The sequence below is a fragment of the Paenarthrobacter sp. CAP02 genome (assembly GCF_040137855.1).
Taxonomy (GTDB): domain Bacteria; phylum Actinomycetota; class Actinomycetes; order Actinomycetales; family Micrococcaceae; genus Arthrobacter.
Genome location: NZ_JBEEII010000004.1, coordinates 358,634 through 382,290, shown reverse-complemented (window position 1 = coordinate 382,290; position 23,657 = coordinate 358,634). Strand labels below are relative to the sequence as shown.

The window sequence follows — 23,657 nt, the reverse complement described above, 5'->3', positions numbered from 1 at the left end:
CCCCCAAACTTACAAAGGCTCCAGCTAAGCATAGAAGCTCGCGTTACCGAACCGAAATGGACGCACCCGGCGATACAAGGATTGCCGTCGCGCCGAAGTCCAGTGACAAGGCGGTCATTGGCCCACGAAAAAGGACCCCCGGGCCCCCAAATAGGGCTCCGACGGTCCTCTCTCAGCGCAATTCCGGCGCCATCAGTATGGCTACTGAACCTTCGCCGGCAGCGTCTTGGGTTTGAACGACGGCCGCGTTGCTTCGTATGCCGTGATGTCTTCCTCGTGCTGGAGGGTCAGCCCGATGTCATCCAGGCCTTCCAGGAGGCGCCAGCGGGTGTAGTCGTCGATCTCAAACGGAGCTACGACGTTGCCGCACTCCACCGTCTTGCTGACAAGGTCCACCTTAACCTCGGTGCCGGGCTGGTTCTCCAGGACCTTCCAGATCAGCTCGATGTCGTCCTGGGCAACCTGGGCTGCCAGCAGGCCTTGCTTCCCGGAGTTACCGCGGAAAATATCGGCGAACCTCGAGGAGAGCACGGCCTTGAAGCCGTAGTCCTTCAGGGCCCAGACTGCGTGCTCACGGGATGACCCCGTGCCGAAGTCAGGCCCGGCCACCAGTACGGAACCGGCATTGAACGGCGCCTGGTTGAGGATGAAGGACTCGTCCTTGCGCCAGGCAGCGAACAGGGCGTCTTCGAAGCCGGTCCGCGTGATGCGCTTGAGGTAGACCGCAGGGATGATCTGGTCGGTGTCAACGTTGCTCTGTCGCAGCGGTACACCAATGCCTGTGTGGGTTGTGAATGCTTCCATGGGATCCTCCTAGACTGCGGTTCCGGTCAGTGTGCCCGCGGAAACGGACTCGAGGTCCGACGGCGAGCTCAGTGTTCCCCGGACGGCTGTGGCTGCTGCCACCACGGGCGAGACCAGGTGCGTGCGCCCGCCCTTGCCCTGGCGGCCTTCAAAGTTCCGGTTGGACGTGGACGCGCAACGCTCCCCCGGCTCCAGCTGGTCCGGGTTCATGCCCAGGCACATGGAGCAACCGGCGAAGCGCCATTCTGCTCCGAATTCCTTGAAGACCTTGTCCAGGCCCTCAGCTTCGGCTTCCAGGCGGACCCGTGCGGATCCCGGGACGACCAGCATGCGGACGTTGGGGTCTTTGGCCCGGCCGCGAATGATGTCCGCGGCGATACGAAGGTCTTCAATGCGGGAGTTCGTGCAGGAGCCCAGGAAGACGGTGTCCACGCGGATGTCCTTCATGGGCGTGCCTGCTTCGAGGCCCATGTACTGCAGGGCGCGTTCGGCGGCAGCCTTTGCGTTCTCATCGCCAAAGTCCTCCGGGGAAGGAACCTTGGCGGAGAGCGAAACGCCCTGGCCGGGGTTGGTACCCCAGGTCACGAACGGTTCCAGGGTGTCGGCGTCCAAATCGACTTCGACGTCGAAGGTCGCGTCAGCGTCCGTGTGCAGCGTGTTCCAGTACTCGACGGCGGCATCCCAGTCAGCACCTTCGGGCGCGTGGGGGCGACCCTGCATGTAGTCGTAGGTGGTCTGGTCCGGGGCCACCATGCCCGCACGTGCACCAGCTTCGATGGACATGTTGCAGATGGTCATGCGCGCATCCATGGACAGGGACCGGATGGCCGAGCCGCGGTATTCCAGGACGTAGCCCTGTCCGCCGCCTGTGCCGATCTTGGCGATCACAGCCAGGATGATGTCCTTGGCTGTGACGCCGGGGCGCAGGGTTCCCTCAACGTTGATGGCCATGGTTTTGAACGGCTTGAGCGACAACGTCTGGGTGGCCATGACGTGCTCAACCTCGGACGTGCCGATGCCCATGGCCAGCGCACCAAAGGCGCCGTGCGTGGAGGTGTGCGAGTCGCCGCAGACCACTGTCATGCCGGGCTGTGTGAGGCCCAACTGCGGACCGACCACGTGGACGATGCCCTGCTCTTTGTCACCCAGGGAGTGCAGGCGGACGCCGAATTCCTTGCAGTTGGCACGCAGCGTTTCAATCTGGGTGCGGCTAGTCAGGTCGGCGATCGGCTTGTCGATGTCCAACGTTGGAGTGTTATGGTCCTCCGTGGCAATAGTGAGGTCCACGCGGCGCAGCTTCCTGCCCGCCAGGCGCAGGCCTTCGAAGGCCTGCGGAGACGTCACTTCGTGAACGAGGTGCAGGTCGATGAAGAGAAGGTCGGGCTGGGCATTGGCTCCTTCGCCCTCACCTTTGCGCACGATGTGCGCATCCCAGACTTTCTCGGCCAGTGTCTTTCCCACGGCCTGCTCCCTTCACTGCGGTTTGGTTGTTCCTAGACCACTGAAGCAGCACCGCTGCAAGATAGGCCAGCGAAACAACTTGCATCTCAGATATTGAGACGGCAATATCATTACATGGACAATTCTAGTGGAGTCGGTGTCATTGATAAAGCGGCCCAGGTCCTCGATGCCCTCGAGGCCGGACCAACGACGCTCGCGCAACTTGTAGCTGCCACGGGCCTCGCCCGGCCCACGGTTCACCGGCTGGCTTTGGCGCTGGTTCACCACCGTTTGGTGAGCCGCGACATCCAGGGCCGGTTCGTCCTCGGCAGCAGGCTCGTGGAGTTGGCATCCGCTGCCGGAGAAGACCGGCTGATCGCTTCGGCGGGCCCCGTCCTCATCCAGCTTCGCGATGCCACCGGCGAAAGTGCCCAGATCTTCCGCCGGCAGGGCGACTGGCGCGTTTGCGTGGCTTCCGCGGAACGCCCCATCGGCCTGCGCGACACCATTCCCGTTGGTACCCAGTTGTCCATGAAGGCCGGCTCCGCCGCCCAGGTACTCCTGGCATGGGAAGATCACGACCGCCTGCTGGAGGGGCTGCAAAATGCCCGCTTTACGCCCACCGTCCTGGCAGGAGTACGACGCCGGGGCTGGGGTCAGAGCCTCGGCGAACGCGAACCTGGGGTCGCCTCGGTTTCGGCCCCCGTCCGTGGGCCTTCCGGAAGGGTGATCGCGGCCGTCTCCATCTCGGGTCCCATTGAGCGCCTCACCCGCCAACCGGGCCGCCTGCACGCCGAAGTGGTCTGTAACGCTGCCCGTGTCCTGACCGAAGCACTGCGGAAGAACAACGACTAGTCCCCCACTGCTCTACGCTGTTCCAGCATCCACCCCTCCGGACGGGAGCCCGGCATGAACAACTACGCGATATTCCTCCGGGGCATCAACGTCGGCGGGATCAACATCAAAATGGCCGACCTCAAGAATGCGCTCCAGGACTACCCGTTCACCAAGGTCAAGACGTTACTGGCCAGCGGAAACGTCGTGCTGCAAACCGAACTCAGCGCCAAGGATGTCAAGGACCAATTCGAGAAGTGCCTCAGGGATGCCTTCGCCTACGACGCCTGGGTGGTGGTTCTCTCCGCCGAGCGGGTTGCCGAACTCGTCGAGGCTTGTCCCTACCCTGCCGACGACAAGTCCACCCACAGTTATGTGACACTGGCATCCGATACCGCCATGCTCGACGAACTTTTCGACGCAGGCCAGGCACTGGACGGCGTTGAACAAGTACGGCTCGGCCCCGAAGCGTCCGCCTGGTTGGCGCCCGCGGGCGGCACGCTGGACAGCCCTTTCAGCAAGCTCTCTTCGAAAGCGCGCTTTAAAGCCAGCACCACCACCCGGAACCTGCGGACCCTGATCAAAGTCAGGGACGCGGCGGCAGCACTCTAGGTCGAACGGGCATCCTTCAACGCCGCGTTAAAGGCCTTCAGGCGTGTCATCTCCACCTCGACGGGCTCAACGATCCGCTTCTCGGCCACTGCGGCCACGGACACCTTCAACCTTTTCGCAGCTCCGGAAGCCCGTAACTTAGCTGCCCAGCGACCCAGGAAGCGGCCAACAATCGCCAAGAGGATTCCTAACGCCACTCCCCCGGCAACCATCAAAGTGGGCCACGGCCAGCCCTCCGTTCGCGGGACGTCCGGCACCGGCATCTGGAAATAACCCAGCGCGGCCAGGACTCCGAGCCAGCCAAGTCCACCCACCGCCACCACAAATGCCAACCATTGAAGGGAGTTGAACAGCGCCCACCACACGGGCCTCTTGGTGGTCTTCAGGTCGGTTCCGGCGATGGCCTGGTCCAGGGCATCGGGCAGTTGTTCGCGGCCGTCCCTGGCGACAGCGCGGATAGCGGCGCGCCACGGTCCCGGAGCACCTGTGGAGGCGTCATCCACGAAGTCCCGGACAGCGGCATCCGTCCGCGCCCGCTCGGGCGCGCCTGCCGGAGGCAGGGAGGTCCGGCTCAGCTCCGGCTTAGTATCACCCCGGCCCAGGTTCAGCCGGCGCAAGGGGTCCGGTCGGAAGCGCAGCAGCCACCGCGTCACGGGCCACCCTGTCCTCCGGGCCGACTCCCTCATGAACGAGCGCTGGACCGCGTTCACCACAACGGGCACGTTTGCTGCGGCAGCCAACTCCGACGCGAGCCGCGCCTTGGCATTTGCCTTGATCCCGCGCGCTTCGCCCTCTCCGGAGGCTCTGGCCAGTTCCGTGGCCGCATTGGCTACATCGGCTGCGAGGCGCTGTGTCGTTGCCTCCCGCTGGACCACGACGTTCCTGATCGCATCGCGGACGGCCGCTACGCCGTCGCCCGTCAGTGCGGAGGCACTGAGCACGCGCACCTTACCCAGGCCATCGCGGGCCAGGATGCCTTCCAAGGACTGCAGGACGGCGGAGGCGTCCGTGGGGCTGAGTCTGTCCACCTGGTTCAGGACCACCAGCGTGACGGCGCCATGGGAGGCCATGGGCCTCAGGAAATCATTATGGACCGCCGCGTCTGCATACTTCTGGGGATCAAGGACCCACACCAGAACGTCCACCATGCCCACCATGCGCTGGGCGATCTCCCTGTTCTCTGCGCGGGTGGAGTCGAAGTCCGGCAGGTCGAGGAGGACCAGGCCTGTATCTTCGTCCGCAAGCCCGGCCACCGGTGGCAGAGTGTGGCGCTCCTTGACGTCCAACCAGTCCAGGAGTGGTCCGCTGCCCTCTTCTCCCCAAACCCCTGCCAAAGGCTCTGAAGTGGTGGGTCGCCGCGCCGTCGCTGTCGCCAGCTCACTGCCGGAGACTGCGTTGAACAACGAGGATTTGCCGCTGCCCGTGGCACCAAAAAAGCCCACCACCGTGTGTCCTGCTGATAACGAACGCCGGGACGCTGCCCGCTCCAGGACGTCGTACACCGATTGGAGCTCACCGTCAGGAAGTACTCCTTCGGCAAGTTCCCGGGCTTCGTTGAGCGATTCAAGCCTGCGCTGCAGGCGGGAGGATTCACGGACCTGGCTGTGGCGGCTCATGCGGCTTCCGCCAGGCGGCGAAGTGCGGTGGCGTGCCGGGCGAGGTCGTTGCCGGAACGTGGATGCGCTGCTTCAAGGCGGCCCAGGAAGCGTTGCTTTTCATCGTCCAGGAGCCGTTGACATTGTGTGTGCAGGTCTTCCCTGGCCTGTTGCGCCAAGCGCCTGACCGCGTCCTCCCCAAACACAGCTTCCAAGAGTTTCTGCCCCACTACTGCCGTTCCACCCGCGATCCCGATCTCAAGGCCTGTCAATCCGGCGGTCATCGAGAACACCACCACCATGAGCGCGGCACCCAGCCCGTTGATGCCGAAAGACAGCCAACGCGCCTGGGTCCGCTTGCCCTGTCCCTGCGTCCGGATCATCTCCATGAGGCCTTCCTGCCACGAGCGGATGGCGGCGGCGGACCTTGCATCGAATCCTTCGCTGGTGCCGGACAGGTCATCGGGGCCCAGCAGCTGGCGCCCCGCGGGATCCGAACGCCATCGCCGGTCCACGTTCTCCGCGGCGTTAGCAGCCTCGTCCAGGATCACTGCCTGCAGCCCGGTTTCGATGGCCGTCTCCACCTTCACGGCGGGGGCGGGTTCGCCCCGGAAGAAGGCCCCCATGCGGTCGCGCATGCGACCTATGTTTTGTTCGAGGGTCCGGAAGAACTCACCCGTGCCCACAAAGTCCTGCCAGCGTGCCAGGACTTCACCCCGCAGGAGCGCTCCGTCTTTGGTAGCGGCGAGAATGCGCGAAAGTGCCAGCTCATATTCCTCCACGCAACTTTCCTCCAGCTCGTGCGCCGCGGTGTCCTGCGCTGCCGCTGCGCCGGCTATGCCGTTCAGGCGGGTACTCACCGCCTTGACGGCTCCGTTGAGTGTGCGGCGGGCGACGTCAGCACGTCCTGCTGCGTTGGCAGCCAAGGCGCCCAGCCATTGACGCAACGGGACCACCGCCTCGTGGGGCAGCATGCCAAGCGCGTCCAGCTCGCTCTCCGGAACCACGAAGAGCTTCGCTTCGCCAAGGCCCTGCCGGTCAAGCATCGCCTGCAGATCGGCCCTCACCTCATCCTCGGCGGCGGCCGGTACCCGGTCCAGCACCACAGCGACGGTGATGTCCCGTGAAGCCGCATCCAGAAGCAGACGCCAGGGGACGGCGTCGGCGTATCGGTTTGCGGTGGTGACAAACACCCAAAGGTCCGCAGCGGCCAGGAGCTGCCCGGCCAGCCTGCGGTTGTCATCGGAGATGGAGTCGACGTCGGGCGCGTCCAGCAGTGCAATGCCTTGGGGCACGTTGTCATGGCCCACCAGTACCAGCGACGTGATCGCCTGGGCGTCAGGGGCAGCTCCTGCTTGGTTGGCCGGCACAGGGTTTGCCGACACCGTGCCGCGGATCCGGTGCAGGTTTGGCAGGATGCGGTTCCCTTCGAACCACTCGGCGTCCTGCGGGTGGTGCAACAGGATGGGCTGGCGCGTCGTGGGCCGGATGGCCCCGGCGCGCGTCACCGGAAAGCCGACCAGCGCGTTGACCAAGGTGGATTTACCGGCTCCGGTTGAACCGCCGACGACGGCCAGCAGCGGTGCGTCCAGGCTCCGGTATCGGGGAATGACGTAATCGTCGAGCTGGGCCAGCGACTCACGGATCCACTGGCGGGCTTCCTGCGCCTCAGGCACCGCCAGCGGCAAGGTGGTGGCCGCGAGTTCGGCGCGTGCGGCTTCCAGGGTTTCGACGGCGGCCGCCGCTCCCCTGGGAACTGGACTGGCCCCGGATGCTGATGGGTCTTGGTTTGCGATCACAGCGTCATCATGCCAGCCCGATCACTATAGAACGCTCGGGGCAGGCGCCCGGGCAAAAAGAAATCCCCCGGAACCGTGAAGTTCCGGGGGATTCGACTGTGACCCCAGCGGGATTCGAACCCGCGTTACCGCCGGAAGCGGGTTAGTGTCGTTCAGTGTCACTACTTCCCTTTTATGACACGACATGACACAATAAGGTATGCAAACTTTTGAGGGCTATAACACTGGCTTTCACTAGACAACATAAGGGATTTGCGAAAGTGATGAGTTTCAGTGGAGCAAGTCAGGATCAAAGGAGCGGGGCATGAGCGTGATCATGACGGTGGATAGCTTGAAGATGATCCGCGAGACAATGTGCCTGGCCGAACACGCCCTGCATGTATCGGCTCGAACGGGGTCAAGTCGCCCAAGCAAGGGCGACTTTGCCCGCATCCAAAGAATCCTGGACGACATCGACCGCCAACGCCCACTCGGATCTAACGGCAAACACGGCAACCTCCACACACAAACCTGCGGATGCGAGTCATGACCCCGTGCGGCAAGTACAAAACCAACCGCCTGAGCAGAGGACAACAATGAGCCGACGAATCAACTGCCGAGTCTGCACCGAACCACTCACTGAGGATGAGTTCGAGTATTGCGACCCATGCTTGTTGGAAATGGAAGATGCTGATGACAACGACGAAGACGAGGATGACTAATGAGTGACATCGAGACTCACCAGTGCGTAGATATCGACCGTTGGCAACAGTGCCCAGAGTGCGGTAAGAACTTGAGTGACGGAGCATGACCGTCCCTGACGAAGCGGTAGAAGCGGCGCTAGTGGCAGTTGAGCGTCTTCCGACGGTCTCCAACAGGAGTCGCCGCAAACTTGTCCGCGCTGTTCTAGAGGCAGGGGCGCCCGTGCTCATGGCCCGCGCATGGGACGAAGGCTACGACGAGGCCGAACACGAACCCGTCTACCAGCACTCCCCCATCAATCCATACAGGAGCAAAGATGATTAGTGATGAAGCGGCAGAGGCTGCGGCGCGGGTATATGAGCCGGAACAGTGGAACTACTTTGACGAGAACGGCGCCGGAGAAGCGGGATCGCCGGTTGCGCTCATGCGGAACAGGTCACTAAGCCTCGCCCGCCGAGTGCTTGAAGCTGCTGCCCCGTTCATCGCCGCGCAAGCACTCGATGAAGCGGAACAGTTCCATGCGCGGTTACCGGACGGGACAGGCAACGGGCGAGCATACAAATCTCACCAAGTAGCTCTGATGCTCCGCGAACAATCTGACGCCTACAGGTACGTGAGTAGGCTGTTGCCGTGACTCCTGCTGATCTTTCCCGCCGCCTTACCTTGTTGTTGGATGTGGTGGAGGTTGAGCGTGGCAGGCCGGTGACGTTCCGCGAGATACGCGACGCGCTGGCTGATCGTGGTGTTACGTTGTCTCGTGCGCGGTGGTTCTACATGAAAGACGGAACCGGGCGCCTAGTCACTGACGCGGCATTACTCGATGCTGTCAGTGACCTGCTCAGCAAACCAGGGTACCTACGCAACGGCGGCGACTTCACCGAACAGCAACTAGCAGCAGTTCGACACTTGCGCGCCCAACGAGTAAGCGACTACGCAACCAAACAACTCGCCGACATCGCACCAGAACTCCTGCAAGACATAGAGCAAGCAATTACAAACGACCGCAGGAGAAGCGAATGAACGACAGCTACTTTGAGATAACTTACTTCTCCGATGGAACAATGCCGCTCAAGAAGCGCTTCGATGACGAGCCAGCAGCTAGGGCGTTCTGGGACGACGTGAATGCCGACCCATACAAGTCTGCAAGCTCACTCGTGCGCGTGGAAGTTCTCGAAACCAGATGATGATTGCAGATTCGTAGCGCCACCACCACATATAAGTAATGGCCCCCGCGTTGACTGGTTGCGGGGGCCATACTTGTGTTCGGGGTTATGCGGCGTTGAATTTTTCGAGTGCGCTGCGTTGGTCTGAGGGTTTTCGGTCCTTCTCTATATAGTGCTTCCGCGTGATCTGGTCGGAGGTGTGGCCGAGCTGGGTAGCCGCAACCTCACTGCCGAGTTCCAGGTTAATCAACGTCGCCACCGTCTTCCGCAACGTCTTCTGCGTCACCCAATGCCACGGGAACATCTCGTCCAGAGTGCCGGCATTGATCAGCTTCTCCCGCTCGACTGGTTCAGGGGCGAACAACGACCGCCACGTCTTCCGCATATTCGACGGGTCGATCAGGTTGTTCCGCACGTTCGTGAACACCAAACCCATATCATTCGCAGGCAGTTGTTGGCGGCGCCTCAACATCTCAACAGCAAACCCAGGCAACGCAAGGTTGCGTACGTCCTTCTCCTTAGTAGGGGCTAACACCAACCCCCGCTCCTTCTCCCTTATAACCTGCTGACGGATACGAACCCACGGCACCTCATCATCTAAATGCACATCAGCCCACTGCAAACCCAGCGGTTCACTAGCGCGGCAACCTGTCCCAATGAGGAAGTCGATCACATCCAACGGTGTTTGCGCCCGGTTCGTGCCACCCATTCGTTTCAGGTCACCACCAGCACGAGCCAACCGTTCCCCACGAGTCAGCGGCCTGAGTTGTTCCTCAGCGTGCCGGCGCATCCCCAAAAACTCTTCCAACGACAACGCCCGGATCACGCCACGCTCACGCTTCGGCACACGAGTCGCCGCCACAGGATTCACAACCACAGCATCATGCCGCTGCGCCTCAGTAAACACACCCATCAACGCAGAACGAACCTGAACAGTAGTCGTCGGCCCAAGCGTTTGAAGAAGATCCCGGATAAACACATCCAAACGGGCAGTCGTCGCCTCACGAACCCTGAGCCCACCAATCCGCGGAACAATATGCCGATCAACATGACCCCGCAAACGCTCCAACGTTCGGTACTTCAAACCCTCCGTCTGCTTACCAGCCCACCAAACCTCCACCAACTCACTGATCCTGGTTTCAGAATTGATGTCACCAGTGCCCATACGCATCGCATCAAGCTTCACCTTGAGCGCCTTCAACGCAGCAGTCTTACCCGTAGACGTGACCGCCTTATCGTCACGCCCACGCCCAACACCCTGCGCAGACACCTGACGAGTCACACCATCCAAACCCCTGAACCGGCACTTAGCAACAACCACCGGCAACCTGAGCGTGTAACTCACCGCCCCAAACTCACCCACACCCAACTGAGGACGCGGACTCACGGTAAAAGCTCCACGGGCTGGCTACCTGCTACATGCACGGAACCAGCGCGGGCAAGACGGACAATTGTCGTTATACGCCCAAGCGCATAGTCGGGCACTTCCTGAAAATAGTTTGGTTCCTCAATAACATCCGCTTCGTGGGAGATGCCAGCAAGAGTGTCTTGGAAGATGGCATCGCCCTGGACGAAGCGGATGATCCGCCCGAGGTGGGTCCGGTTTAGGTTCGCCGCTTCTGTCTCGAACTTGTTTTCGCTGCTCATATCACAATCTTACACTTGATAACACTAAACAACACTAGGCGGGTTGTTTGCGGCGTTTGCGGGCCTGGATCGCGGGGCACTTGAGGCAGTCGAAACAACCCGCCGCTTTGGCTTCCTTGTCAGTCAACGTTGCGGCGCGGTCCATGAGAACCTGCTGCGTCACACCCAACTCAGTCGCCAAATCCTGAAGTGTCTTACCGTTCTTACACACCCCAACAATCCGATCCAACGGAAGGAGACGCCGAGCCACCTCATACCGGACCTGCATCTCAACAGCCTCAACCTGATGACCCGAATGGCCCAACTCAACATGCACCAACTCATGCAACAACGTGCAGAGCATCTGAGCAGCGTTCAACCGGTCATCCAACCAAATCGTGTCACCATCAGTGCAACCCGCGTAACCATTCTCCAAACGCTGCCTAACAACCTTCACCACAACAAAACCCCAGACTTGTCCATGTCGCTACCCCCAGTTGAGAGCGAATGATGTTACCGTAACCGACCCCGACGACAATTAACGCCAAAGACTGGACAGAACAGGTCACACCTCGGACACAAAACTTGACCGTTCAGGTAACAAGGCCGTTACCTACGGCTCCAAATGCTCCATATTCCGGCCCGCATCCATCGAGTTAGCAGCCAAACCAAACACACCCTTAGGCTCCGAACGGTCAGCCGCGTTCTGCTCCAACAACTCATTACGCGCCTGCAACACACCAACCCTGCGCGTCAACTCCAACACCAACTCATCCAGAGACAACTCAGACGCGCGAGCAACCGGTTTCTCCGACTCGCCAACCTGAGTCCAGTCACGCAGCTCAGACAAAACAAACTCAGAACCGGGCTTCGAATCCAGGACAGTCGCGACAGAACCACGCTTCCAACCCAACACGTCCTCCAGCACGGCCCGCTGCCCAACACCCACAGGCGCGTGGCTGCCGGCCATCCAGTGATAAACCGCGCGGCGCTTCACAGTGTCCGGGAACGACCTAGCGAACTCTTCCTTACCGAGGCCCTTATCCGCCAGGTGTTCGAGGATCAAACGCGCCAACTCTGCTCTGTTGACTTCTCTCATGTAAACCAATGTCCTTCCGGCGCCCACGTTTGCATAGGGCAACCAGTACTTGTCTTTTTAGTAGCACCCTGCTCGATGCCACTGGGTAGTACTTGATCTGCTCATCCAGTGCTACTTGGTTCTAGCTTCACCACTCTTCCATGCAAGGTCCAGAAATTTCTTGTCATTCAAACCGTGCCGAATCGTGCAATGCGACACTGAATGACATCTTTTTTTGCCTCCAAAAACCGCTAGATCACGCGGAAAAGTGCCTACCTTGCAAAATATTGCACCGTCCAACACTTGTTCATTGCACCTGATTGCACTAGTGTCTTTTTCATCAGGGAGAGCAGCCCTGAACCCCAAAATTCAGGAGGACACCATGAGCAAGATTTCCGACATCGACCACGAACGAATCGCACACCTCGTCCGACTCGGCATGAGTGTAAAGCGACTCAAAGTAGCTCCCCTCGCCAAGCACATCGGCGTAGACCAGACCACGCTGACGAACTACCGCACCGGCTACCGGCCCATCCCCGCAGACCGTATTGACCGTCTCGCGGAAGCCCTTGAACTCGATCCGCGTCTACTTGACGCGCAGGCCGCATGACCGCCGTCGTGGCTATCACCGTCCGATCCACGACGGGGACCGCTCCAATCGAGATAGAGCGGATCAGCCCAGAGAAAGTCCAGATCACCACGGAAGACGGCGCAACTCAGGAGTACTGGGTAGCCGACCTACGAGCCGCACTAGAAAACGAAGCCTACGGAGAGCAGCAATGAGCGGAACGTTCGAGCAGTGGGAGAAAGCAAAGCGCCGCCGAGACAACGCCGCCTACTTCATCGCAAGGTCCTACGCAGGCGGCAACCAAGTACGAGACGTGGACCTCGCCACATTCAAAGCAGCAGAAGAAGAGATGAAGAACCTCGAAGCCAAATTCTCGGAGGACTCATGAGCCCAGACCGCGAATTCGAACGACAAGTTGACCGCTACCTAGACCCACAGGAAGAAGAAACCAATGAGTAACCGACTCCGCAACCAGGAACTCACAGGACGGCCCCGCGTCATCGCAGACGCCGGCGAATACAAAGTCCAGTGGGTTGGCAAATACTCAGGGCAGGCTTGCGAATATTCCTACCCAAATTTCTCAGACGCATTCCGCGCAGCTCACAACATCGGCTACGCACACAGGATCAAGGCATGATCGCCCTGTTCCTGGCCGGCACCATCATGGCTGGCGTGTTCACCCGCTGGGCCGTCATCGAGGACCGGAAGCTGCCATGACGTTCACCCCTGACCGTAACCGTCACGAACGCTGCACCGCCACCCGCGAATATGTTGGCCCGTTCCCTGTCACCACAACCCACCACCACCCCACATGCACCGACCGTACCGACAAAGAAATGAGAACCCGATGAGCCGCCACCTCGCCCTCGTACCCGCCAACGACTTGGTGAACCCCGCATCAGTGTTCAACCGCGACATGCTGCTGGGTTCCGTTTCCACCACCGAACACGAACGCCGAGCAGCAGCAAAATACCTCGCCAAGAATGCCCCGGACCTGCACCAAATGATCCTCGGGGGTGTGGCCTAATGAGCGCACACGAATGGATGGCCCATCAGTACGGCGTCCTGCTAGACGAAGCAACTTACAAGCCCTTCACCACCCTTGAAGCCGCTGAAAACGAGCTTCTCTACCTTGAGTTTCGTGGAGTCCCGGCAACTCTTGCCCATCGAGAAGTCCACACAAAGGTGTCAGAGACTCCATGGGTTGAGCTTCCCCATCCTAAGAATGACGGTCAGCAATGACATCAGCAGATTTCTACTACTTGGAAGAACATCGAGACCTTCTCCGCGCGTCTAACGCCAACCTCGCAGCCACGGTACGCAACCAACACAACCCCTCCTGTCCCTGCCACCAAGACCAAGCCATCACCGAACCCATCAACCCCGAGGACGCCGAATAATGACAGTCACGGTCGAGTCAGAAGCAAGCAACCTCCACATATTCGATGACCTCATCCAGGGCGAACCGGAATGGTTACAGGCAAGGTGCGGCATTCCCACGGCCTCAGTCATCGGGCAGTTCATCACCCTAGGATCCCCGGATGCCTTAGCCGTTGATTGTTCAAGGTGCGGGGAACCAGCAGGGAGTCAGTGCATCAGCACCGCACGGAAGGTCCCCACTCCGATCAAGACCCCGCACGACGAACGCGCACACGCCGCGAACCATCTCCCACCCGTTTTCAAAGTCTCGTCAACTGACTACTCCCGTGCACTCACACTCGCTCTGGTAGCGGAACGGATCACCGGCTACGTCGAACCAGTACAAGAGAGCCGCGACATGCTGCGCGGAACCCTGGATGAGCCGTACGCCCGCGACGTGTACAGCGAACGGTACGCGCCGGCACATGAGGTCGGGTTCATGGTTCGTGACTTCGGCTGGGGACGTATCGGCTACAGCCCGGATGGGTTGGTGGGTGATGACGGGTTGATCGAAATCAAGTCACCCCGCCAGAAGAAGCACCTCGCCACGATCCTTGCCGACGAAGTTCCCGCGGAACACATGGCCCAAATTCAGACAGGCCTCTTGGTGTCAGGCCGCGAATGGCTGGACTTCATGTCCTACAACGGCGGCATGCCCCCATTCGTGAAACGCGTCCACCCTGACCCTTTGTGGCAAGCCGCGATCATCGAAGCCGCCCGTGAGTTTGAGAACACGGCAGCCGTCATGATCGGCAACTACCGACTCGCCACAGCAGGCCAAGAACCCACCGAACGCATCAACCACTTCGCAGATATGGAGTTCTAACCATGGGAATGTTCGACAGCTTCTACGACGCAGACGGCACCGAATGGCAGACCAAAGCCTTCCGCTGCAACCTTGATCGCTACACATCGAGCGACAACGTGCCTGCAAGCATCGATGACTTCCAAGTGGAAGTACTGGGCGGAAAGCGCGGGGAGACATCTCAAGATGCACTCGCCACAATCCGGGACCGCAAGCTGTCAAAGGTTCCAGACGTGCGGGACGAAAGCCTCCCCCTCATGGACTACCACGGCTACATCGACCACTACGCAGAAATCGAGTTCTAACCATGGACATGACAGCAACCATCGCCCCAAAGTCTGACCAGCTCAACGCTGACGATCTGATCAGTGGCCCGGTCACGGTGACCATCCAGGAAGTTGTTCAAGGCAACGCTGAGCAGCCCGTGGACGTTCGATTGGTCGAATACCCTGGACGCGCTTACCGGCCCTCCAAGTCCATGCGCAGGGTAATGGTCATGGCGTGGGGACCAGAAGCAGCCTCCTACGCTGGTCACCGCCTCACCCTGTACCGCAACCCGGAAATCACGTTCGGCAGGGAAAAGGTAGGCGGCATCGAAATTAGCCACCTCTCCCACATTGAGAAACCTCTCACTGTCGCACTCACAGCCACTCGTGGGAAGCGCAAGAACTTCACCGTCACACCCCTCCCGGCACCAACAACAGCCCGTGACTTCCTGGCTGAGGCACATCAAGCAGCAGGTGACATCAACAACATCAAAGCCGTCTACTACGCAGCACAGAAAGCCGGCGCACCACAGGAAACCCTGACCGCCATCTACCAGCTCGCCACCCCCGCTGATGAAAACCCTCCGGCCTGAACGCCTCCCCCGCCGCTGCGACTGCGGCAAATTGAAATGCCGCAGCATCGAACACGCCCGCCACATCCACGCCATCATCTGGGCCACGAAAGGCGGGGAAGCCGAAGTCAGATTCTACGAGTGCGAACACCACGGCTACCACTGGACCCGATGGCTCGACCCAACACCCGAACAAATCCAACAACTGAAAGCAGCAGCTTGAAAACCCGCACCATAACTGTGTACACCACCCCTGGATGCGTCCAGTGCAAACCCACCAAACGCTGGCTCGACAAGAAGCACATCCCTTATACGGAGGTCGATATAACGCTCCCCGAAAACGAAGCCGACGCCGAAGCTGTGAAGGCCCTCGGGTTCACTCAAGCGCCCGTTGTCATAGTCTCAACCGGCGACCCAGAAACCGACCTCATGTGGTCAGGATTCCACCCCGACAACCTCAGCAAGTACACACACACAACGGAAGCAGCAGCATGAGCAACCTCGACCCAGCCCGTGTAGACCGAGCACTTCGGCTCCTGATCAGTGACATCGACTACGACACCCACAAATCCTTGGAAAACGACGAAGAAACCGGCGAGGACAGCTACCCGGAACTCGTCCAAGACTTCATCATCTCCTACGAAAAGAGCAACTAGCCATGGCCGGCGAAACCACCCTGACCGTTATCGGCAATCTCACGAATGACCCGGAGCTGCGTTTTGTGCCCAGCGGATCCGCGGTCGCTAACTTCACCATCGCGTCTACGCCGAAAGTGTTCGACCGCCAATCGAACGAATGGAAGGACGGGGAGACATTGTTCCTCCGGTCCTCTGTTTGGCGGGAAATGGCTGAGAACGTAGCTGAGTCCCTGACTAAGGGTATGCGTGTCGTCGCTTCCGGGCGGCTCAAGCCCAGGCAGTACGAGGTCAATGGTGAGAAGCGAACAGCTATCGAGTTCGAGATTGACGAGATAGGCCCGTCGCTCAGGTTCGCGAATGCCAAGGTCAACCGCACCCAACGGGCCGGAAATGCCGGAGGGTTCGGCGGGCAGCAGCAGCCAGCAATGGCAGCAGCCGCACCACAAGCGGACCCTTGGGCGGCACCGCAACCCACGTTCGGATCCGAACCGCCCTTCTAGCCACCCCCGTGTTCGAGATATCGGCCATTACGCCAAGAACCCGTTTTGGTCGGTATCTCGAACATCACCCCACACCCCAAGGAGCAAACCATGACCCAGTACCGGGACACAGGCGTAGGAACCATCGGCGGACGCGGACAACAAGAACCAATCCCCGAAACAACCCCACAACACATCCTCGAACTACGCATGGTCATGACCAGCCAGCACGTCTCTTGGTTCACAACACCAGCCCAAGCCATCCAGGAACGCGCCGACCGGCTCAAAGAAAACCACACACCATTCACCCGTGACGGCATGACGCTCCACTACACCGACAACCACGGGTACGACGTAACACTCACTTACAAGGACCCGTCATGACCTTCAAAGACAGCATGGCCGACAACGTAAAAGCACTACGCATATGGCACCAGGAACACCATCACGCCAACAACTGGGCCTCCTGCCCGCACTCCCCCTGCAACGTAACCACACCAACATTCCGGCAGAACTGGGACCAGCCATGAGCATCCTCGCCCGATCCAAACCCTACCCAACCCACCAACCAAGCTCATACACCTGCGGACGATGCGGCATCCAACGCCCCAACCGCAACAAACACAAACCCACCCACTGCCCAGACTGCCGCCCATACACAAAAGGAACCAACTAATGACCCCCGTGGAACTCGCCCTCACGTTTCTCGGAATAGCAGCAACCGCTTGTGTCGCCAAAGTATGCATCGGAATGACATGGAGCAGGACCATAACCATCTTCGGGGGAGCCGTCGCGTTTGGTTCGGTTCTTGGTCTGGTGATCGCCGCAGCAACAGGCCTTTGGAGGTTCTGAGATGGCATACGTGTGGACTGGCAAACCGAAAAGCGTTCTCCGATCAGCAGAACAGACCCTCGAACAAGAGACCAAAGACCTCCTCAAAAAGCTCAGGTCACTAGAGACACGCAAGAAGACTTGGGCCGCAAAAGTGGAGGAATCCAAAGCTGACCTGGCCGAAATTAGGAAGCTCGCCGTTGAAGAACTCGCAGTCTTGGAAAACCAAAAGTACCTTGCTCGCCAAGAAATCATCGACGCCCAACGAGAAGCATCACTCATCCGAGAGATGGCAACCGAACAAGCCAGAGCCCTCGCCGAACGCGCATACCGATCAGGTTTCGAACGCGGACAGGACATCGCCAAAGCGAAGCACATAACGTTCGCCAAGGTCCAGCGCCTATCTGAGCAGAAAGCGCTGGCTACCGGACCTGACGGACGAGCAGGAGTTACGAGGATAGGAATAGCAGCATGAGGGATCCCGAAATCATCGAAGAAATCGAATGGCAATTCGCGCTAGGACAATCCAGGCACGCAGCCATGACCGCCGTCGGATACCGGCAAGAACAAACACTCGCCCGCTGGCTACGACGCCACAACCGCCCAGACCTCGCCATCCGATTCGAGGAAAACCATTGACCACCCACAGACACGCAAAGGACACCGCAGCATGAGGCACGTCAGGTACTTCTCGATGTTCTCAGGCATCGGCGGCTTCGAACTCGGCATCGAGAAAGCAGCCAAGACGCTTGGAATCGAAGCTGAATGCGTCGGCTATTCCGAAATTGACAAGCACGCCATCGCCACATACGAAAGGCACTTCAATCATGACAACTACGGAGACGCTACCCTCATCAACCCCGATGCCCTACCAGTCTTCGATCTTCTCGTTGGTGGATTTCCCTGCCAGGCATTCAGCATCGGAGGAAAACGGCTCGGGTTCGAAGAAGCAAGGGGAACCCTATTCTTTGACATCGCCAGAATCCTCGCCGTCCGACAGCCCCGACGCTTCATCCTCGAAAACGTCAAGGGCCTCATCAACCACAAGGGCGGGGAAACTTTCCGAACCATTCTCCGGACCCTTGATGAACTGGGGTATGACGTCCAGTGGCAGATACTCAACAGCAAGGATTACGGAGTCCCCCAGCACCGGGAACGGGTGTACCTTGTCGGAAATCTTGGAGGAACACCCCGACCCCAAGTATTTCCTGCCCCAGGAGCGCGTAATCAGAATCCTCAGGCAGGGCGCAACCAGGGGCGGTTTGGAGTAGTTCGGAACAACTACCCAGGGAAGCCTGAAATGTATGTCGAGCGTCCCAATGGATTAGCCACTACGATCGACGCCAACTACTGGAAGGGGCTCGATAACCACGGGGCTCGAACCGGAATCGCCGAGGTGTCGATTATCGAAATGACAGGCCACCGCAGCCAGTCACAACGCCTATATGACCCTGCCGGGCTCTCCCCGACCATCTCCACTGGTGGCGCCTCCACTGGCGGAGCCGAAGTGCCAAAGATTTCCCTCCAAACCACGATCCGTCGTTTGACCCCCACCGAATGCGAGCGGCTGCAAGGCTTCTCTGATGGGTGGACTGTTGGTAGTGACACGCAGCGTTACAAGCAGTGCGGTAACGCCGTAAGCGTCCCCGTGGTGGAGTACGTGGCAGAGCGAACACTCGCATGACGCACGCCTCGGATCAGGAGCGCCGGCAGCAGCGTAAGCAAGCGGACACGGCACGGAAGCAAACCATGCGGGAACAACGGGAACGCGACAAGAAAGCGGTAACCAATTGACAGTCAGCAAGCGCCTCCGCTTCGAAATCCTAAAACGAGACAACCACACATGCCGATACTGCGGGGCATCAGCCCCCGAGGTGAAACTACATGTAGACCACGTAACGCCCACAACGCTTGGCGGCACAGACACCGCTGACAACCTCGTAGCAGCATGCGTAGATTGCAACTCAGGCAAAACATCAGTAAGCCCAGAAGCAGCAACCGTAGCCGATGTAGCCCAAGACGCTATCCGGTGGGCTGCCGCAATCAAGCAAGCAGCAACGATTGAAGCCGCGGAACAGTCCAAACACTTCGAATACCGAGACAAGTTGTTCAACCATGTTGACCGTTATGACAACGACCGAGGATGGTTCCCGTTGCCGTCCAACTGGGAACAAACAGCGGTCTCATTCTACGAAGCAGGACTCCCGATCGAGACACTACTTGAGTGTGTTGACATCGCCGCTACCGCTTATGGGGTCTACAGCAATAACAAGTTCCGCTATGCCTGCGGTGTCGCGTGGAAGCGTGTTGCAAAGCTCCAAGAAATAGCCAAATCTCTCCTGGAAGCTGAGGGCGAGTGAATGGCTCTCGAAACTGGTGTGGAGTGGGTTCGGACTGAGGCTAGCATCTACCGGAACCATAAGGTGCTTGGCTTGCTTGGCCAGCCTAACGGTTGGCGCACAGCGGTTGTCTACTGGTTTTCGTACGGGTATGCCGGCGAAAACGGGGCATCAGGCATCATCCCGAAGCTAGCGCTGCCGATCATCCAGGGAACCGCTAAAGACGCTCAGAGGCTTGTTGACGCCGGTCTATGGGAGCCGTCACCCGAGGGATGGAAGATCCACGACTACGACCTCTACCAGCCTGATGCGGCTTACATCCAGCGGCGTTCCGAAGCCGGCAGGAAAGGCGCAGCCGCCAGGTGGGCTAAGCGTGGCGATGCGCCGATTAAAGCTGTGGAAGATAGCCCTGGCGAGCCCCCGATTTAGTTATGCGATTCGTATGCGATCGCATCCAAAATCGCATTACGCGGGGCATTGCGAGACCCAATGCACGTATACGTTATACGCGCACGGCGCTCGTCTCGCCTTTCGCTTTCAAAAAAGATTGGGCTTCTTTCCGCCGCCGCCGTCACTAAGTTTATACGCGAAGGTTCCGAAAAAATGACGTACAAATTCAACGAATACGACGCTAAATGCATCGCCTGGCTGGTCATCAAACGTAGGCCTGACTGGACTCTTGTGGGGACGATCCGGGTACTTGAGAAGGCTGCGATGAGTGGCGCTTCACTTGGTCAGGTGACGGCGGCGGCGGATCTTGCAACGAAGAATAAAAACGCTACGTCGCCGGGGGCGATCCTTTGGGATGAGCACATCAACGCATCAGTTACGAAGCAGACGCGTGTTGAGGGTTCGCGGGTTTGTGGTGAGTGCACCAGGAAGAAGCCTTTGGATGAGATGACCAGGAACTTGCAGGGCATCTGGGTTTGCAACGATTGCAAGGAGGATTCATGAGCCGGTCTAGGGCTAGCGCGAAGGCTGCGGGTGCGAGGCATGAGCGTTCTATCGCGGACTACCTTCAAGCACACGTGTCACGGTTCATTGATCGGATGCCGAAGTACGGTGCACATGACCGCGGGGACGTGCTGAACGTGGAGACATTCAACGAACAGCCGGTAGCGATAGAGGCAAAGGACTATGGGGGCAGGTTGGAGGCGGGTTCGTGGCTCAAGGAAGCTGAGACGGAACGCCTCAACCTTGGCGCTGTCGCTGGTGTGGTCATAGCGAAACGGCGCGGGGTCACGGATCCTGGACGCCAGATCGTTCTCATGGAAGTCGATGACCTCGTAGCTTTACTAACCGGCGCCCGCCCCCCAAAATAGTGCATGTTTCGACAGTAAAACCGTGTCTTTCAGTGTCGTTTTTGGTAGACTTAGTGGACTAGCCCCGGAGCAGTCGGGGCCACCAAACCCTTGAAAGCCGACGCATCATGACCGAGACAATCAAAACCCTGCTACAACCAATCCAGGACCGACTCAACGCCGCAACACCCGGACCATGGGACTTCGAGCCTTTCGATGGATCGTTTGGCATCTACTCGCTAGAAATGCAGGACGACGGCTCATTCCCTGCCGTCATTGGATACGCGGATGCCTCAGAGGCCGGGACCCAGGATGACGCAGCGTTCATCGCCGCCGCTCCTACGGATCAGGCCCGCCTACTCGCCGCCGTACAAGCCGTTGAACGTATGGCTCAGTACTTGGACAAACTGGCTGACGGTGACCGCCACTACGCCGACTTGTTCCGCAAAGCAGTCACAGACGCCCTGACCGAGGCCCGCTGATTGAGATGCCAACCCACCCCGAGCATCACCAACTCGCCCACTTGTTCGAGCTGATCGACGGCCTCGACGAAGGCACCCAATGGGCACTCACCCGCGAACTCAAACTCACCGCACACACCATCGCAAAAGACATGGAGAACGGACTATGAGCCCAGAAGACCGCGCCGTTGACCTGCTCAGCAGGGGCTATGTCGAGGTCACCGACATCGACGGACTCAACCAAGGCGCCCGAATCCGCCACAACAACGAGCAGTACAGCGAGGCTTACCGCAGCGGAACGGGAAATATCGAACGCCTCTTCTACCGGAACAATGCCAGCTTCGAGCGGAAGTGGGGCTGTAAGGACGTGGAACTGATCGTGAAGCGTGACAAGCCAAGGTTCGGGCCGAATGACACGCACGCCTACGTTGCCAACTACCACGTAACGGTGGTGAACCCATGAGCCCGCAGCGTGTGCAGCGGAAGCGCACCAAAGGGTGGCGGATGCCAGAGAACACCGTCTACGTCGGACGCGGTTCCAAGTGGGGTAGCCCGTTTCAGTACCGGACGCCGTCCGCCTTGGTCCGGTATCAGCCAGAGGTTCCTGGGGTATGGGAATACGAGGGCAGGATAAGCGCCGATGGGATGAACCACGCGTACTACCACCCGGACGGCACCATCACTCCGTACATGGTCCGTTACGCGACCCGCTCCGAACTCGTGGAACTTTACCGGCGGGCACTGCTGGAACCGGATCGCGGAATGCTGGGAGCGTACCCGTCCAACAAGGGCCGCCTGATCACCCACCGGACGGGAAGGCTGCAGGAGCAACTGATCACCATCACGCCTGAGCTGGTCCGAGCTGAACTGGCCGGCAAGGATCTCGCCTGCTGGTGCGCCCCGGAGCATCCATGCCATGTGGACATCCTGCTTGAAGTAGCGAACCGATGACCGCGGCGGAGCGTCTCGCCCAACTCGCCACGACTTGCCCGCACCTCGCCCGAAACCTGGGACTACTCCCACCCGAACAACTCAACCAAATCCTCACAGAGGACCACTCAGCGAAAGCGACACCATGAGCAACCGATCACGATGGGCACGCAAGCAACGCCGTGAAGTCTGGCCGCCATCTCCGTCCAGCAAAGCGGGCGCACTACATCGCAGGGTCCTTCGAATCTGGTCACAGCCGTCCTACATGAACGGTCTCGGAAAGAACACATTCATCCACAACGGGGGAAAACCATGAGCACCGAACGTGACGAACTGGCCGAGCGCATCAGGGGCGAAATCAGCCACCACATCTCTCCTGTCATCGGCTGGCTGCGCCTGGATGCCGAGAAGGGCCGATCTGACGAGGATGGCAAGCGGCATGACGCATGGCTGGAACGGTTGGATAAGGCCGCCGAAGCTGTAGCCGAACTCACGAAGCCCCGGACGATCACCACCACCGAAGAACTCGACGCGCTGCCGCACGAGTCCATCATTCTGGACGCCAAGAACGTCTGCCGTGAAGGCCTCACGAGCATTGAGGGCCGGAATTGGTGGCGGACAATGGGGCCAGCGAGGGTGCTCCCCTCACGTGAGGTCCAACTACCCGCGACGGTCCTGCACGAAGGGGCCGAATCATGACCGCCACCAGTATCCCTGCCCTGCTCGAACCCATCCAGAACCGACTGGAGGTCATCACGCCCGGCAAATGGTTCCGCGAGTACAGCGACGTCATCATCAGCGATCCTGACCCGCGAGACGTGGAGGAAGGCTACGACGATCCCCGCAGCATGCGGATCGTCCGCGCAGCACCTCACCTCAACAAGCGTGAGCCGCAGGGCATCAAGAATGCGGACTTCATCGCGAACGCTCCCACGGACACCGCCCGCCTACTCGCCGCCGTGAAAGCCGCTCTGGATGTCTGCCAAGAATTTGACGACGTTGCCGCAGCAAACTCCGGAGTACCAGAAACCAAGAGCTTCCAATCAAACCGGATCCGCGGAGTCATTGAAGCCGCACTCAGGGGTGCCGGTGTGTGAGGCTTCCCGTCAGCTCGCGAAAGCCCGGCACCTACTCGAACTCATGCACGGCAACGGCGTATACGACATCCCCCAACTCCAACAAACACTCAACCACAACTGCGAACACGAACAGGACAACGGATGAGAGACCCGAAGCGCATACCGAAGCTACTTGCTCAACTCGGCGAGCTATGGATGGAGCAACCTGATCTGCGCTTGGGGCAGATCATGGGCAACGCATCAATCACCTACTACACCGAGGATGACAAGGCCGCTCAAGCCTTGCAGCAGTGGATCGACTACTACAGGGAGAACAAGCATTGAGTTGCAAGTGCGG

At 59.6% G+C, this 23,657-nt stretch carries 41 protein-coding genes; 33 read left to right on the top strand and 8 right to left on the bottom strand.

The features are described 5' to 3' along the window. Positions 1 to 201 precede the first annotated feature (201 nt). Entirely contained in the window at positions 202 to 804 is a 603-nt protein-coding gene (gene leuD / locus ABHM97_RS09690; protein WP_235521521.1) for a 3-isopropylmalate dehydratase small subunit, read from the bottom strand. A gap of 9 nt (positions 805 to 813) precedes the next feature. Continuing rightward, complete coding sequence (gene leuC, locus ABHM97_RS09685) at positions 814 to 2,265, bottom strand: 3-isopropylmalate dehydratase large subunit (RefSeq protein ID WP_235521522.1); 1,452 nt, start codon at positions 2,263 to 2,265, stop codon at positions 814 to 816. Positions 2,266 to 2,379: 114 nt separating this feature from the next. On the opposite strand from leuC, the gene ABHM97_RS09680 reads away from it, so the two are divergent. Then, the gene (locus tag ABHM97_RS09680; RefSeq protein ID WP_014922101.1) at positions 2,380 to 3,099 is read left to right on the top strand and encodes an IclR family transcriptional regulator; all 720 of its coding nucleotides are present in this window, start codon (positions 2,380 to 2,382) and stop codon (positions 3,097 to 3,099) included. Between the two features lie 54 nt (positions 3,100 to 3,153). Continuing rightward, positions 3,154 to 3,690, top strand: coding sequence for a DUF1697 domain-containing protein (locus ABHM97_RS09675; protein ID WP_349470506.1), 537 nt, complete (start codon positions 3,154 to 3,156; stop codon positions 3,688 to 3,690). Here the strand turns inward: ABHM97_RS09675 and ABHM97_RS09670 are convergent. Together ABHM97_RS09670 and ABHM97_RS09665 are read right to left on the bottom strand one after the other, a co-directional pair. Beyond that, positions 3,687 to 5,306 (bottom strand): GTPase, encoded by a 1,620-nt coding sequence (locus tag ABHM97_RS09670; RefSeq protein ID WP_349470505.1) that lies wholly within the window; start codon positions 5,304 to 5,306, stop codon positions 3,687 to 3,689. The two genes, ABHM97_RS09675 and ABHM97_RS09670, sit on opposite strands and share 4 nt — an antisense overlap. Continuing rightward, the gene (locus ABHM97_RS09665) at positions 5,303 to 7,081 is read right to left on the bottom strand and encodes a dynamin family protein (protein WP_502921280.1); all 1,779 of its coding nucleotides are present in this window, start codon (positions 7,079 to 7,081) and stop codon (positions 5,303 to 5,305) included. Before ABHM97_RS09665 ends, ABHM97_RS09670 begins: the two co-directional genes overlap by 4 nt. A 307-nt stretch (positions 7,082 to 7,388) precedes the next feature. Between ABHM97_RS09665 and ABHM97_RS09660 the strand changes: the two genes are divergently transcribed. The 5 genes from ABHM97_RS09660 to ABHM97_RS09640 all read left to right on the top strand — a co-directional run bounded on the left by ABHM97_RS09660 (position 7,389) and on the right by ABHM97_RS09640 (position 8,949). Further along, positions 7,389 to 7,613, top strand: a complete 225-nt coding sequence (locus tag ABHM97_RS09660; RefSeq protein WP_349470503.1) for a hypothetical protein — start codon at positions 7,389 to 7,391, stop codon at positions 7,611 to 7,613. Positions 7,614 to 7,870: 257 nt separating this feature from the next. Next, positions 7,871 to 8,089, top strand: coding sequence for a hypothetical protein (locus tag ABHM97_RS09655; RefSeq protein WP_349470502.1), 219 nt, complete (start codon positions 7,871 to 7,873; stop codon positions 8,087 to 8,089). After that, on the top strand, positions 8,082 to 8,399 hold the full coding sequence (locus ABHM97_RS09650; protein ID WP_349470500.1) for a hypothetical protein: 318 nt from the start codon (positions 8,082 to 8,084) through the stop codon (positions 8,397 to 8,399). The genes ABHM97_RS09655 and ABHM97_RS09650 overlap by 8 nt, the downstream gene beginning before the upstream one ends. Next, on the top strand, positions 8,396 to 8,785 hold the full coding sequence (locus ABHM97_RS09645) for a hypothetical protein (protein WP_349470499.1): 390 nt from the start codon (positions 8,396 to 8,398) through the stop codon (positions 8,783 to 8,785). The genes ABHM97_RS09650 and ABHM97_RS09645 overlap by 4 nt, the downstream gene beginning before the upstream one ends. After that, entirely contained in the window at positions 8,782 to 8,949 is a 168-nt protein-coding gene (locus tag ABHM97_RS09640; RefSeq protein WP_349470498.1) for a hypothetical protein, read from the top strand. Before ABHM97_RS09645 ends, ABHM97_RS09640 begins: the two co-directional genes overlap by 4 nt. 85 nt (positions 8,950 to 9,034) lie before the next feature. On the opposite strand, the gene ABHM97_RS09635 is transcribed toward ABHM97_RS09640, so the two are convergent. The 4 genes from ABHM97_RS09635 to ABHM97_RS09620 form a co-directional block, all read right to left on the bottom strand. After that, on the bottom strand, positions 9,035 to 10,129 hold the full coding sequence (locus tag ABHM97_RS09635) for a tyrosine-type recombinase/integrase (RefSeq protein WP_349470497.1): 1,095 nt from the start codon (positions 10,127 to 10,129) through the stop codon (positions 9,035 to 9,037). Positions 10,130 to 10,311: 182 nt separating this feature from the next. Beyond that, positions 10,312 to 10,575 carry a hypothetical protein gene (locus tag ABHM97_RS09630; RefSeq protein WP_349470496.1) on the bottom strand — a complete coding sequence of 88 codons (264 nt, stop codon included), beginning with the start codon at positions 10,573 to 10,575 and terminating at the stop codon, positions 10,312 to 10,314. Between the two features lie 34 nt (positions 10,576 to 10,609). Continuing rightward, positions 10,610 to 11,014 carry an ImmA/IrrE family metallo-endopeptidase gene (locus ABHM97_RS09625; RefSeq protein ID WP_349470494.1) on the bottom strand — a complete coding sequence of 135 codons (405 nt, stop codon included), beginning with the start codon at positions 11,012 to 11,014 and terminating at the stop codon, positions 10,610 to 10,612. A 153-nt stretch (positions 11,015 to 11,167) separates the two neighbouring features. After that, positions 11,168 to 11,653, bottom strand: coding sequence for a hypothetical protein (locus ABHM97_RS09620; RefSeq protein ID WP_349470493.1), 486 nt, complete (start codon positions 11,651 to 11,653; stop codon positions 11,168 to 11,170). A 361-nt stretch (positions 11,654 to 12,014) separates the two neighbouring features. Here ABHM97_RS09620 and ABHM97_RS09615 point away from each other — a divergent pair, with 361 nt between their 5' ends. The 26 genes from ABHM97_RS09615 (at position 12,015) to ABHM97_RS09490 (ending at position 23,644) form a co-directional block, all read left to right on the top strand. Beyond that, positions 12,015 to 12,242: a helix-turn-helix domain-containing protein gene (locus ABHM97_RS09615; protein ID WP_349470492.1), complete on the top strand. Its 228-nt coding sequence runs from the start codon at positions 12,015 to 12,017 to the stop codon at positions 12,240 to 12,242. Positions 12,243 to 12,411: 169 nt separating this feature from the next. Further along, the gene (locus ABHM97_RS09610; protein ID WP_349470491.1) at positions 12,412 to 12,588 is read left to right on the top strand and encodes a hypothetical protein; all 177 of its coding nucleotides are present in this window, start codon (positions 12,412 to 12,414) and stop codon (positions 12,586 to 12,588) included. A 63-nt stretch (positions 12,589 to 12,651) separates the two neighbouring features. Then, complete coding sequence (locus ABHM97_RS09605) at positions 12,652 to 12,837, top strand: hypothetical protein (protein WP_349470490.1); 186 nt, start codon at positions 12,652 to 12,654, stop codon at positions 12,835 to 12,837. Between the two features lie 210 nt (positions 12,838 to 13,047). Then, entirely contained in the window at positions 13,048 to 13,227 is a 180-nt protein-coding gene (locus tag ABHM97_RS09600; protein WP_349470489.1) for a hypothetical protein, read from the top strand. A 211-nt stretch (positions 13,228 to 13,438) separates the two neighbouring features. Continuing rightward, positions 13,439 to 13,600: a hypothetical protein gene (locus ABHM97_RS09595; RefSeq protein WP_349470488.1), complete on the top strand. Its 162-nt coding sequence runs from the start codon at positions 13,439 to 13,441 to the stop codon at positions 13,598 to 13,600. Further along, positions 13,600 to 14,445, top strand: a complete 846-nt coding sequence (locus tag ABHM97_RS09590; protein ID WP_349470487.1) for a lambda exonuclease family protein — start codon at positions 13,600 to 13,602, stop codon at positions 14,443 to 14,445. The genes ABHM97_RS09595 and ABHM97_RS09590 overlap by 1 nt, the downstream gene beginning before the upstream one ends. A 2-nt stretch (positions 14,446 to 14,447) precedes the next feature. After that, a complete protein-coding gene (locus ABHM97_RS09585) occupies positions 14,448 to 14,729 on the top strand; it encodes a hypothetical protein (protein WP_349470486.1) in 282 nt (93 codons plus the stop codon). Between the two features lie 2 nt (positions 14,730 to 14,731). Then, positions 14,732 to 15,283 (top strand): hypothetical protein, encoded by a 552-nt coding sequence (locus ABHM97_RS09580; protein WP_349470484.1) that lies wholly within the window; start codon positions 14,732 to 14,734, stop codon positions 15,281 to 15,283. 198 nt (positions 15,284 to 15,481) lie between these two features. Beyond that, positions 15,482 to 15,757: a glutaredoxin domain-containing protein gene (locus tag ABHM97_RS09575; protein WP_349470482.1), complete on the top strand. Its 276-nt coding sequence runs from the start codon at positions 15,482 to 15,484 to the stop codon at positions 15,755 to 15,757. Further along, positions 15,754 to 15,918, top strand: coding sequence for a hypothetical protein (locus ABHM97_RS09570; RefSeq protein ID WP_349470480.1), 165 nt, complete (start codon positions 15,754 to 15,756; stop codon positions 15,916 to 15,918). The genes ABHM97_RS09575 and ABHM97_RS09570 overlap by 4 nt, the downstream gene beginning before the upstream one ends. A gap of 2 nt (positions 15,919 to 15,920) precedes the next feature. After that, positions 15,921 to 16,400, top strand: coding sequence for a single-stranded DNA-binding protein (locus tag ABHM97_RS09565; RefSeq protein WP_349470479.1), 480 nt, complete (start codon positions 15,921 to 15,923; stop codon positions 16,398 to 16,400). Positions 16,401 to 16,490: 90 nt separating this feature from the next. Continuing rightward, the gene (locus ABHM97_RS09560; protein ID WP_349470478.1) at positions 16,491 to 16,763 is read left to right on the top strand and encodes a hypothetical protein; all 273 of its coding nucleotides are present in this window, start codon (positions 16,491 to 16,493) and stop codon (positions 16,761 to 16,763) included. Positions 16,764 to 17,232: 469 nt separating this feature from the next. Next, positions 17,233 to 17,685: a hypothetical protein gene (locus tag ABHM97_RS09555; RefSeq protein WP_349470477.1), complete on the top strand. Its 453-nt coding sequence runs from the start codon at positions 17,233 to 17,235 to the stop codon at positions 17,683 to 17,685. After that, entirely contained in the window at positions 17,682 to 17,849 is a 168-nt protein-coding gene (locus ABHM97_RS09550) for a hypothetical protein (RefSeq protein ID WP_349470476.1), read from the top strand. Before ABHM97_RS09555 ends, ABHM97_RS09550 begins: the two co-directional genes overlap by 4 nt. Before the next feature lie 31 nt (positions 17,850 to 17,880). Continuing rightward, positions 17,881 to 18,894 (top strand): DNA (cytosine-5-)-methyltransferase, encoded by a 1,014-nt coding sequence (gene dcm, locus ABHM97_RS09545; protein ID WP_349470475.1) that lies wholly within the window; start codon positions 17,881 to 17,883, stop codon positions 18,892 to 18,894. A gap of 106 nt (positions 18,895 to 19,000) precedes the next feature. Continuing rightward, positions 19,001 to 19,570, top strand: coding sequence for an HNH endonuclease (locus tag ABHM97_RS09540; RefSeq protein WP_349470474.1), 570 nt, complete (start codon positions 19,001 to 19,003; stop codon positions 19,568 to 19,570). Continuing rightward, the gene (locus tag ABHM97_RS09535; RefSeq protein ID WP_349470472.1) at positions 19,571 to 19,978 is read left to right on the top strand and encodes a hypothetical protein; all 408 of its coding nucleotides are present in this window, start codon (positions 19,571 to 19,573) and stop codon (positions 19,976 to 19,978) included. 174 nt (positions 19,979 to 20,152) lie between these two features. Next, a complete protein-coding gene (locus ABHM97_RS09530; protein ID WP_349470470.1) occupies positions 20,153 to 20,503 on the top strand; it encodes a hypothetical protein in 351 nt (116 codons plus the stop codon). Then, positions 20,500 to 20,871, top strand: coding sequence for a hypothetical protein (locus ABHM97_RS09525; protein ID WP_349470469.1), 372 nt, complete (start codon positions 20,500 to 20,502; stop codon positions 20,869 to 20,871). Before ABHM97_RS09530 ends, ABHM97_RS09525 begins: the two co-directional genes overlap by 4 nt. 107 nt (positions 20,872 to 20,978) lie before the next feature. Beyond that, the gene (locus ABHM97_RS09520) at positions 20,979 to 21,332 is read left to right on the top strand and encodes a hypothetical protein (RefSeq protein ID WP_349470467.1); all 354 of its coding nucleotides are present in this window, start codon (positions 20,979 to 20,981) and stop codon (positions 21,330 to 21,332) included. A 5-nt stretch (positions 21,333 to 21,337) separates the two neighbouring features. After that, positions 21,338 to 21,481, top strand: coding sequence for a hypothetical protein (locus ABHM97_RS09515; RefSeq protein ID WP_349470465.1), 144 nt, complete (start codon positions 21,338 to 21,340; stop codon positions 21,479 to 21,481). After that, positions 21,478 to 21,774, top strand: coding sequence for a hypothetical protein (locus tag ABHM97_RS09510; protein WP_349470464.1), 297 nt, complete (start codon positions 21,478 to 21,480; stop codon positions 21,772 to 21,774). Before ABHM97_RS09515 ends, ABHM97_RS09510 begins: the two co-directional genes overlap by 4 nt. Positions 21,775 to 21,815: 41 nt before the next feature. Further along, a complete protein-coding gene (locus ABHM97_RS09505) occupies positions 21,816 to 22,262 on the top strand; it encodes a DUF4326 domain-containing protein (protein ID WP_502921274.1) in 447 nt (148 codons plus the stop codon). Positions 22,263 to 22,553: 291 nt separating this feature from the next. Continuing rightward, positions 22,554 to 22,940: a hypothetical protein gene (locus tag ABHM97_RS09500; protein ID WP_349470460.1), complete on the top strand. Its 387-nt coding sequence runs from the start codon at positions 22,554 to 22,556 to the stop codon at positions 22,938 to 22,940. Continuing rightward, positions 22,937 to 23,338, top strand: a complete 402-nt coding sequence (locus tag ABHM97_RS09495; protein ID WP_349470458.1) for a hypothetical protein — start codon at positions 22,937 to 22,939, stop codon at positions 23,336 to 23,338. The genes ABHM97_RS09500 and ABHM97_RS09495 overlap by 4 nt, the downstream gene beginning before the upstream one ends. A gap of 177 nt (positions 23,339 to 23,515) precedes the next feature. After that, positions 23,516 to 23,644 carry a hypothetical protein gene (locus ABHM97_RS09490; RefSeq protein WP_349470456.1) on the top strand — a complete coding sequence of 43 codons (129 nt, stop codon included), beginning with the start codon at positions 23,516 to 23,518 and terminating at the stop codon, positions 23,642 to 23,644. Positions 23,645 to 23,657: the final 13 nt, after the last annotated feature.

Coding starts and splice junctions, on each gene's coding strand:
- ABHM97_RS09565 (WP_349470479.1), top strand. CDS start 15,921: ATGGCCGGCGAAACCACCCTGACCGTTATCGGCAATCTCACGAATGAC.
- ABHM97_RS09520 (WP_349470467.1), top strand. CDS start 20,979: ATGACCGAGACAATCAAAACCCTGCTACAACCAATCCAGGACCGACTC.
- ABHM97_RS09670 (WP_349470505.1), bottom strand. CDS start 5,306: ATGAGCCGCCACAGCCAGGTCCGTGAATCCTCCCGCCTGCAGCGCAGG.
- ABHM97_RS09620 (WP_349470493.1), bottom strand. CDS start 11,653: ATGAGAGAAGTCAACAGAGCAGAGTTGGCGCGTTTGATCCTCGAACAC.
- ABHM97_RS09655 (WP_349470502.1), top strand. CDS start 7,871: ATGACCGTCCCTGACGAAGCGGTAGAAGCGGCGCTAGTGGCAGTTGAG.
- ABHM97_RS09580 (WP_349470484.1), top strand. CDS start 14,732: ATGGACATGACAGCAACCATCGCCCCAAAGTCTGACCAGCTCAACGCT.
- ABHM97_RS09525 (WP_349470469.1), top strand. CDS start 20,500: ATGAGCCGGTCTAGGGCTAGCGCGAAGGCTGCGGGTGCGAGGCATGAG.
- ABHM97_RS09510 (WP_349470464.1), top strand. CDS start 21,478: ATGAGCCCAGAAGACCGCGCCGTTGACCTGCTCAGCAGGGGCTATGTC.
- ABHM97_RS09605 (WP_349470490.1), top strand. CDS start 12,652: ATGAGTAACCGACTCCGCAACCAGGAACTCACAGGACGGCCCCGCGTC.
- ABHM97_RS09590 (WP_349470487.1), top strand. CDS start 13,600: ATGACAGTCACGGTCGAGTCAGAAGCAAGCAACCTCCACATATTCGAT.
- ABHM97_RS09535 (WP_349470472.1), top strand. CDS start 19,571: ATGGCTCTCGAAACTGGTGTGGAGTGGGTTCGGACTGAGGCTAGCATC.
- ABHM97_RS09560 (WP_349470478.1), top strand. CDS start 16,491: ATGACCCAGTACCGGGACACAGGCGTAGGAACCATCGGCGGACGCGGA.
- ABHM97_RS09640 (WP_349470498.1), top strand. CDS start 8,782: ATGAACGACAGCTACTTTGAGATAACTTACTTCTCCGATGGAACAATG.
- ABHM97_RS09495 (WP_349470458.1), top strand. CDS start 22,937: ATGACCGCCACCAGTATCCCTGCCCTGCTCGAACCCATCCAGAACCGA.
- ABHM97_RS09650 (WP_349470500.1), top strand. CDS start 8,082: ATGATTAGTGATGAAGCGGCAGAGGCTGCGGCGCGGGTATATGAGCCG.
- ABHM97_RS09585 (WP_349470486.1), top strand. CDS start 14,448: ATGGGAATGTTCGACAGCTTCTACGACGCAGACGGCACCGAATGGCAG.
- ABHM97_RS09595 (WP_349470488.1), top strand. CDS start 13,439: ATGACATCAGCAGATTTCTACTACTTGGAAGAACATCGAGACCTTCTC.
- ABHM97_RS09675 (WP_349470506.1), top strand. CDS start 3,154: ATGAACAACTACGCGATATTCCTCCGGGGCATCAACGTCGGCGGGATC.
- ABHM97_RS09530 (WP_349470470.1), top strand. CDS start 20,153: ATGACGTACAAATTCAACGAATACGACGCTAAATGCATCGCCTGGCTG.
- ABHM97_RS09555 (WP_349470477.1), top strand. CDS start 17,233: ATGGCATACGTGTGGACTGGCAAACCGAAAAGCGTTCTCCGATCAGCA.
- ABHM97_RS09615 (WP_349470492.1), top strand. CDS start 12,015: ATGAGCAAGATTTCCGACATCGACCACGAACGAATCGCACACCTCGTC.
- ABHM97_RS09630 (WP_349470496.1), bottom strand. CDS start 10,575: ATGAGCAGCGAAAACAAGTTCGAGACAGAAGCGGCGAACCTAAACCGG.
- ABHM97_RS09680 (WP_014922101.1), top strand. CDS start 2,380: ATGGACAATTCTAGTGGAGTCGGTGTCATTGATAAAGCGGCCCAGGTC.
- ABHM97_RS09505 (WP_502921274.1), top strand. CDS start 21,816: ATGCCAGAGAACACCGTCTACGTCGGACGCGGTTCCAAGTGGGGTAGC.
- ABHM97_RS09570 (WP_349470480.1), top strand. CDS start 15,754: ATGAGCAACCTCGACCCAGCCCGTGTAGACCGAGCACTTCGGCTCCTG.
- ABHM97_RS09515 (WP_349470465.1), top strand. CDS start 21,338: ATGCCAACCCACCCCGAGCATCACCAACTCGCCCACTTGTTCGAGCTG.
- ABHM97_RS09550 (WP_349470476.1), top strand. CDS start 17,682: ATGAGGGATCCCGAAATCATCGAAGAAATCGAATGGCAATTCGCGCTA.
- ABHM97_RS09600 (WP_349470489.1), top strand. CDS start 13,048: ATGAGCCGCCACCTCGCCCTCGTACCCGCCAACGACTTGGTGAACCCC.
- leuD (WP_235521521.1), bottom strand. CDS start 804: ATGGAAGCATTCACAACCCACACAGGCATTGGTGTACCGCTGCGACAG.
- ABHM97_RS09500 (WP_349470460.1), top strand. CDS start 22,554: ATGAGCACCGAACGTGACGAACTGGCCGAGCGCATCAGGGGCGAAATC.
- ABHM97_RS09490 (WP_349470456.1), top strand. CDS start 23,516: ATGGAGCAACCTGATCTGCGCTTGGGGCAGATCATGGGCAACGCATCA.
- ABHM97_RS09660 (WP_349470503.1), top strand. CDS start 7,389: ATGAGCGTGATCATGACGGTGGATAGCTTGAAGATGATCCGCGAGACA.
- ABHM97_RS09610 (WP_349470491.1), top strand. CDS start 12,412: ATGAGCGGAACGTTCGAGCAGTGGGAGAAAGCAAAGCGCCGCCGAGAC.
- dcm (WP_349470475.1), top strand. CDS start 17,881: ATGAGGCACGTCAGGTACTTCTCGATGTTCTCAGGCATCGGCGGCTTC.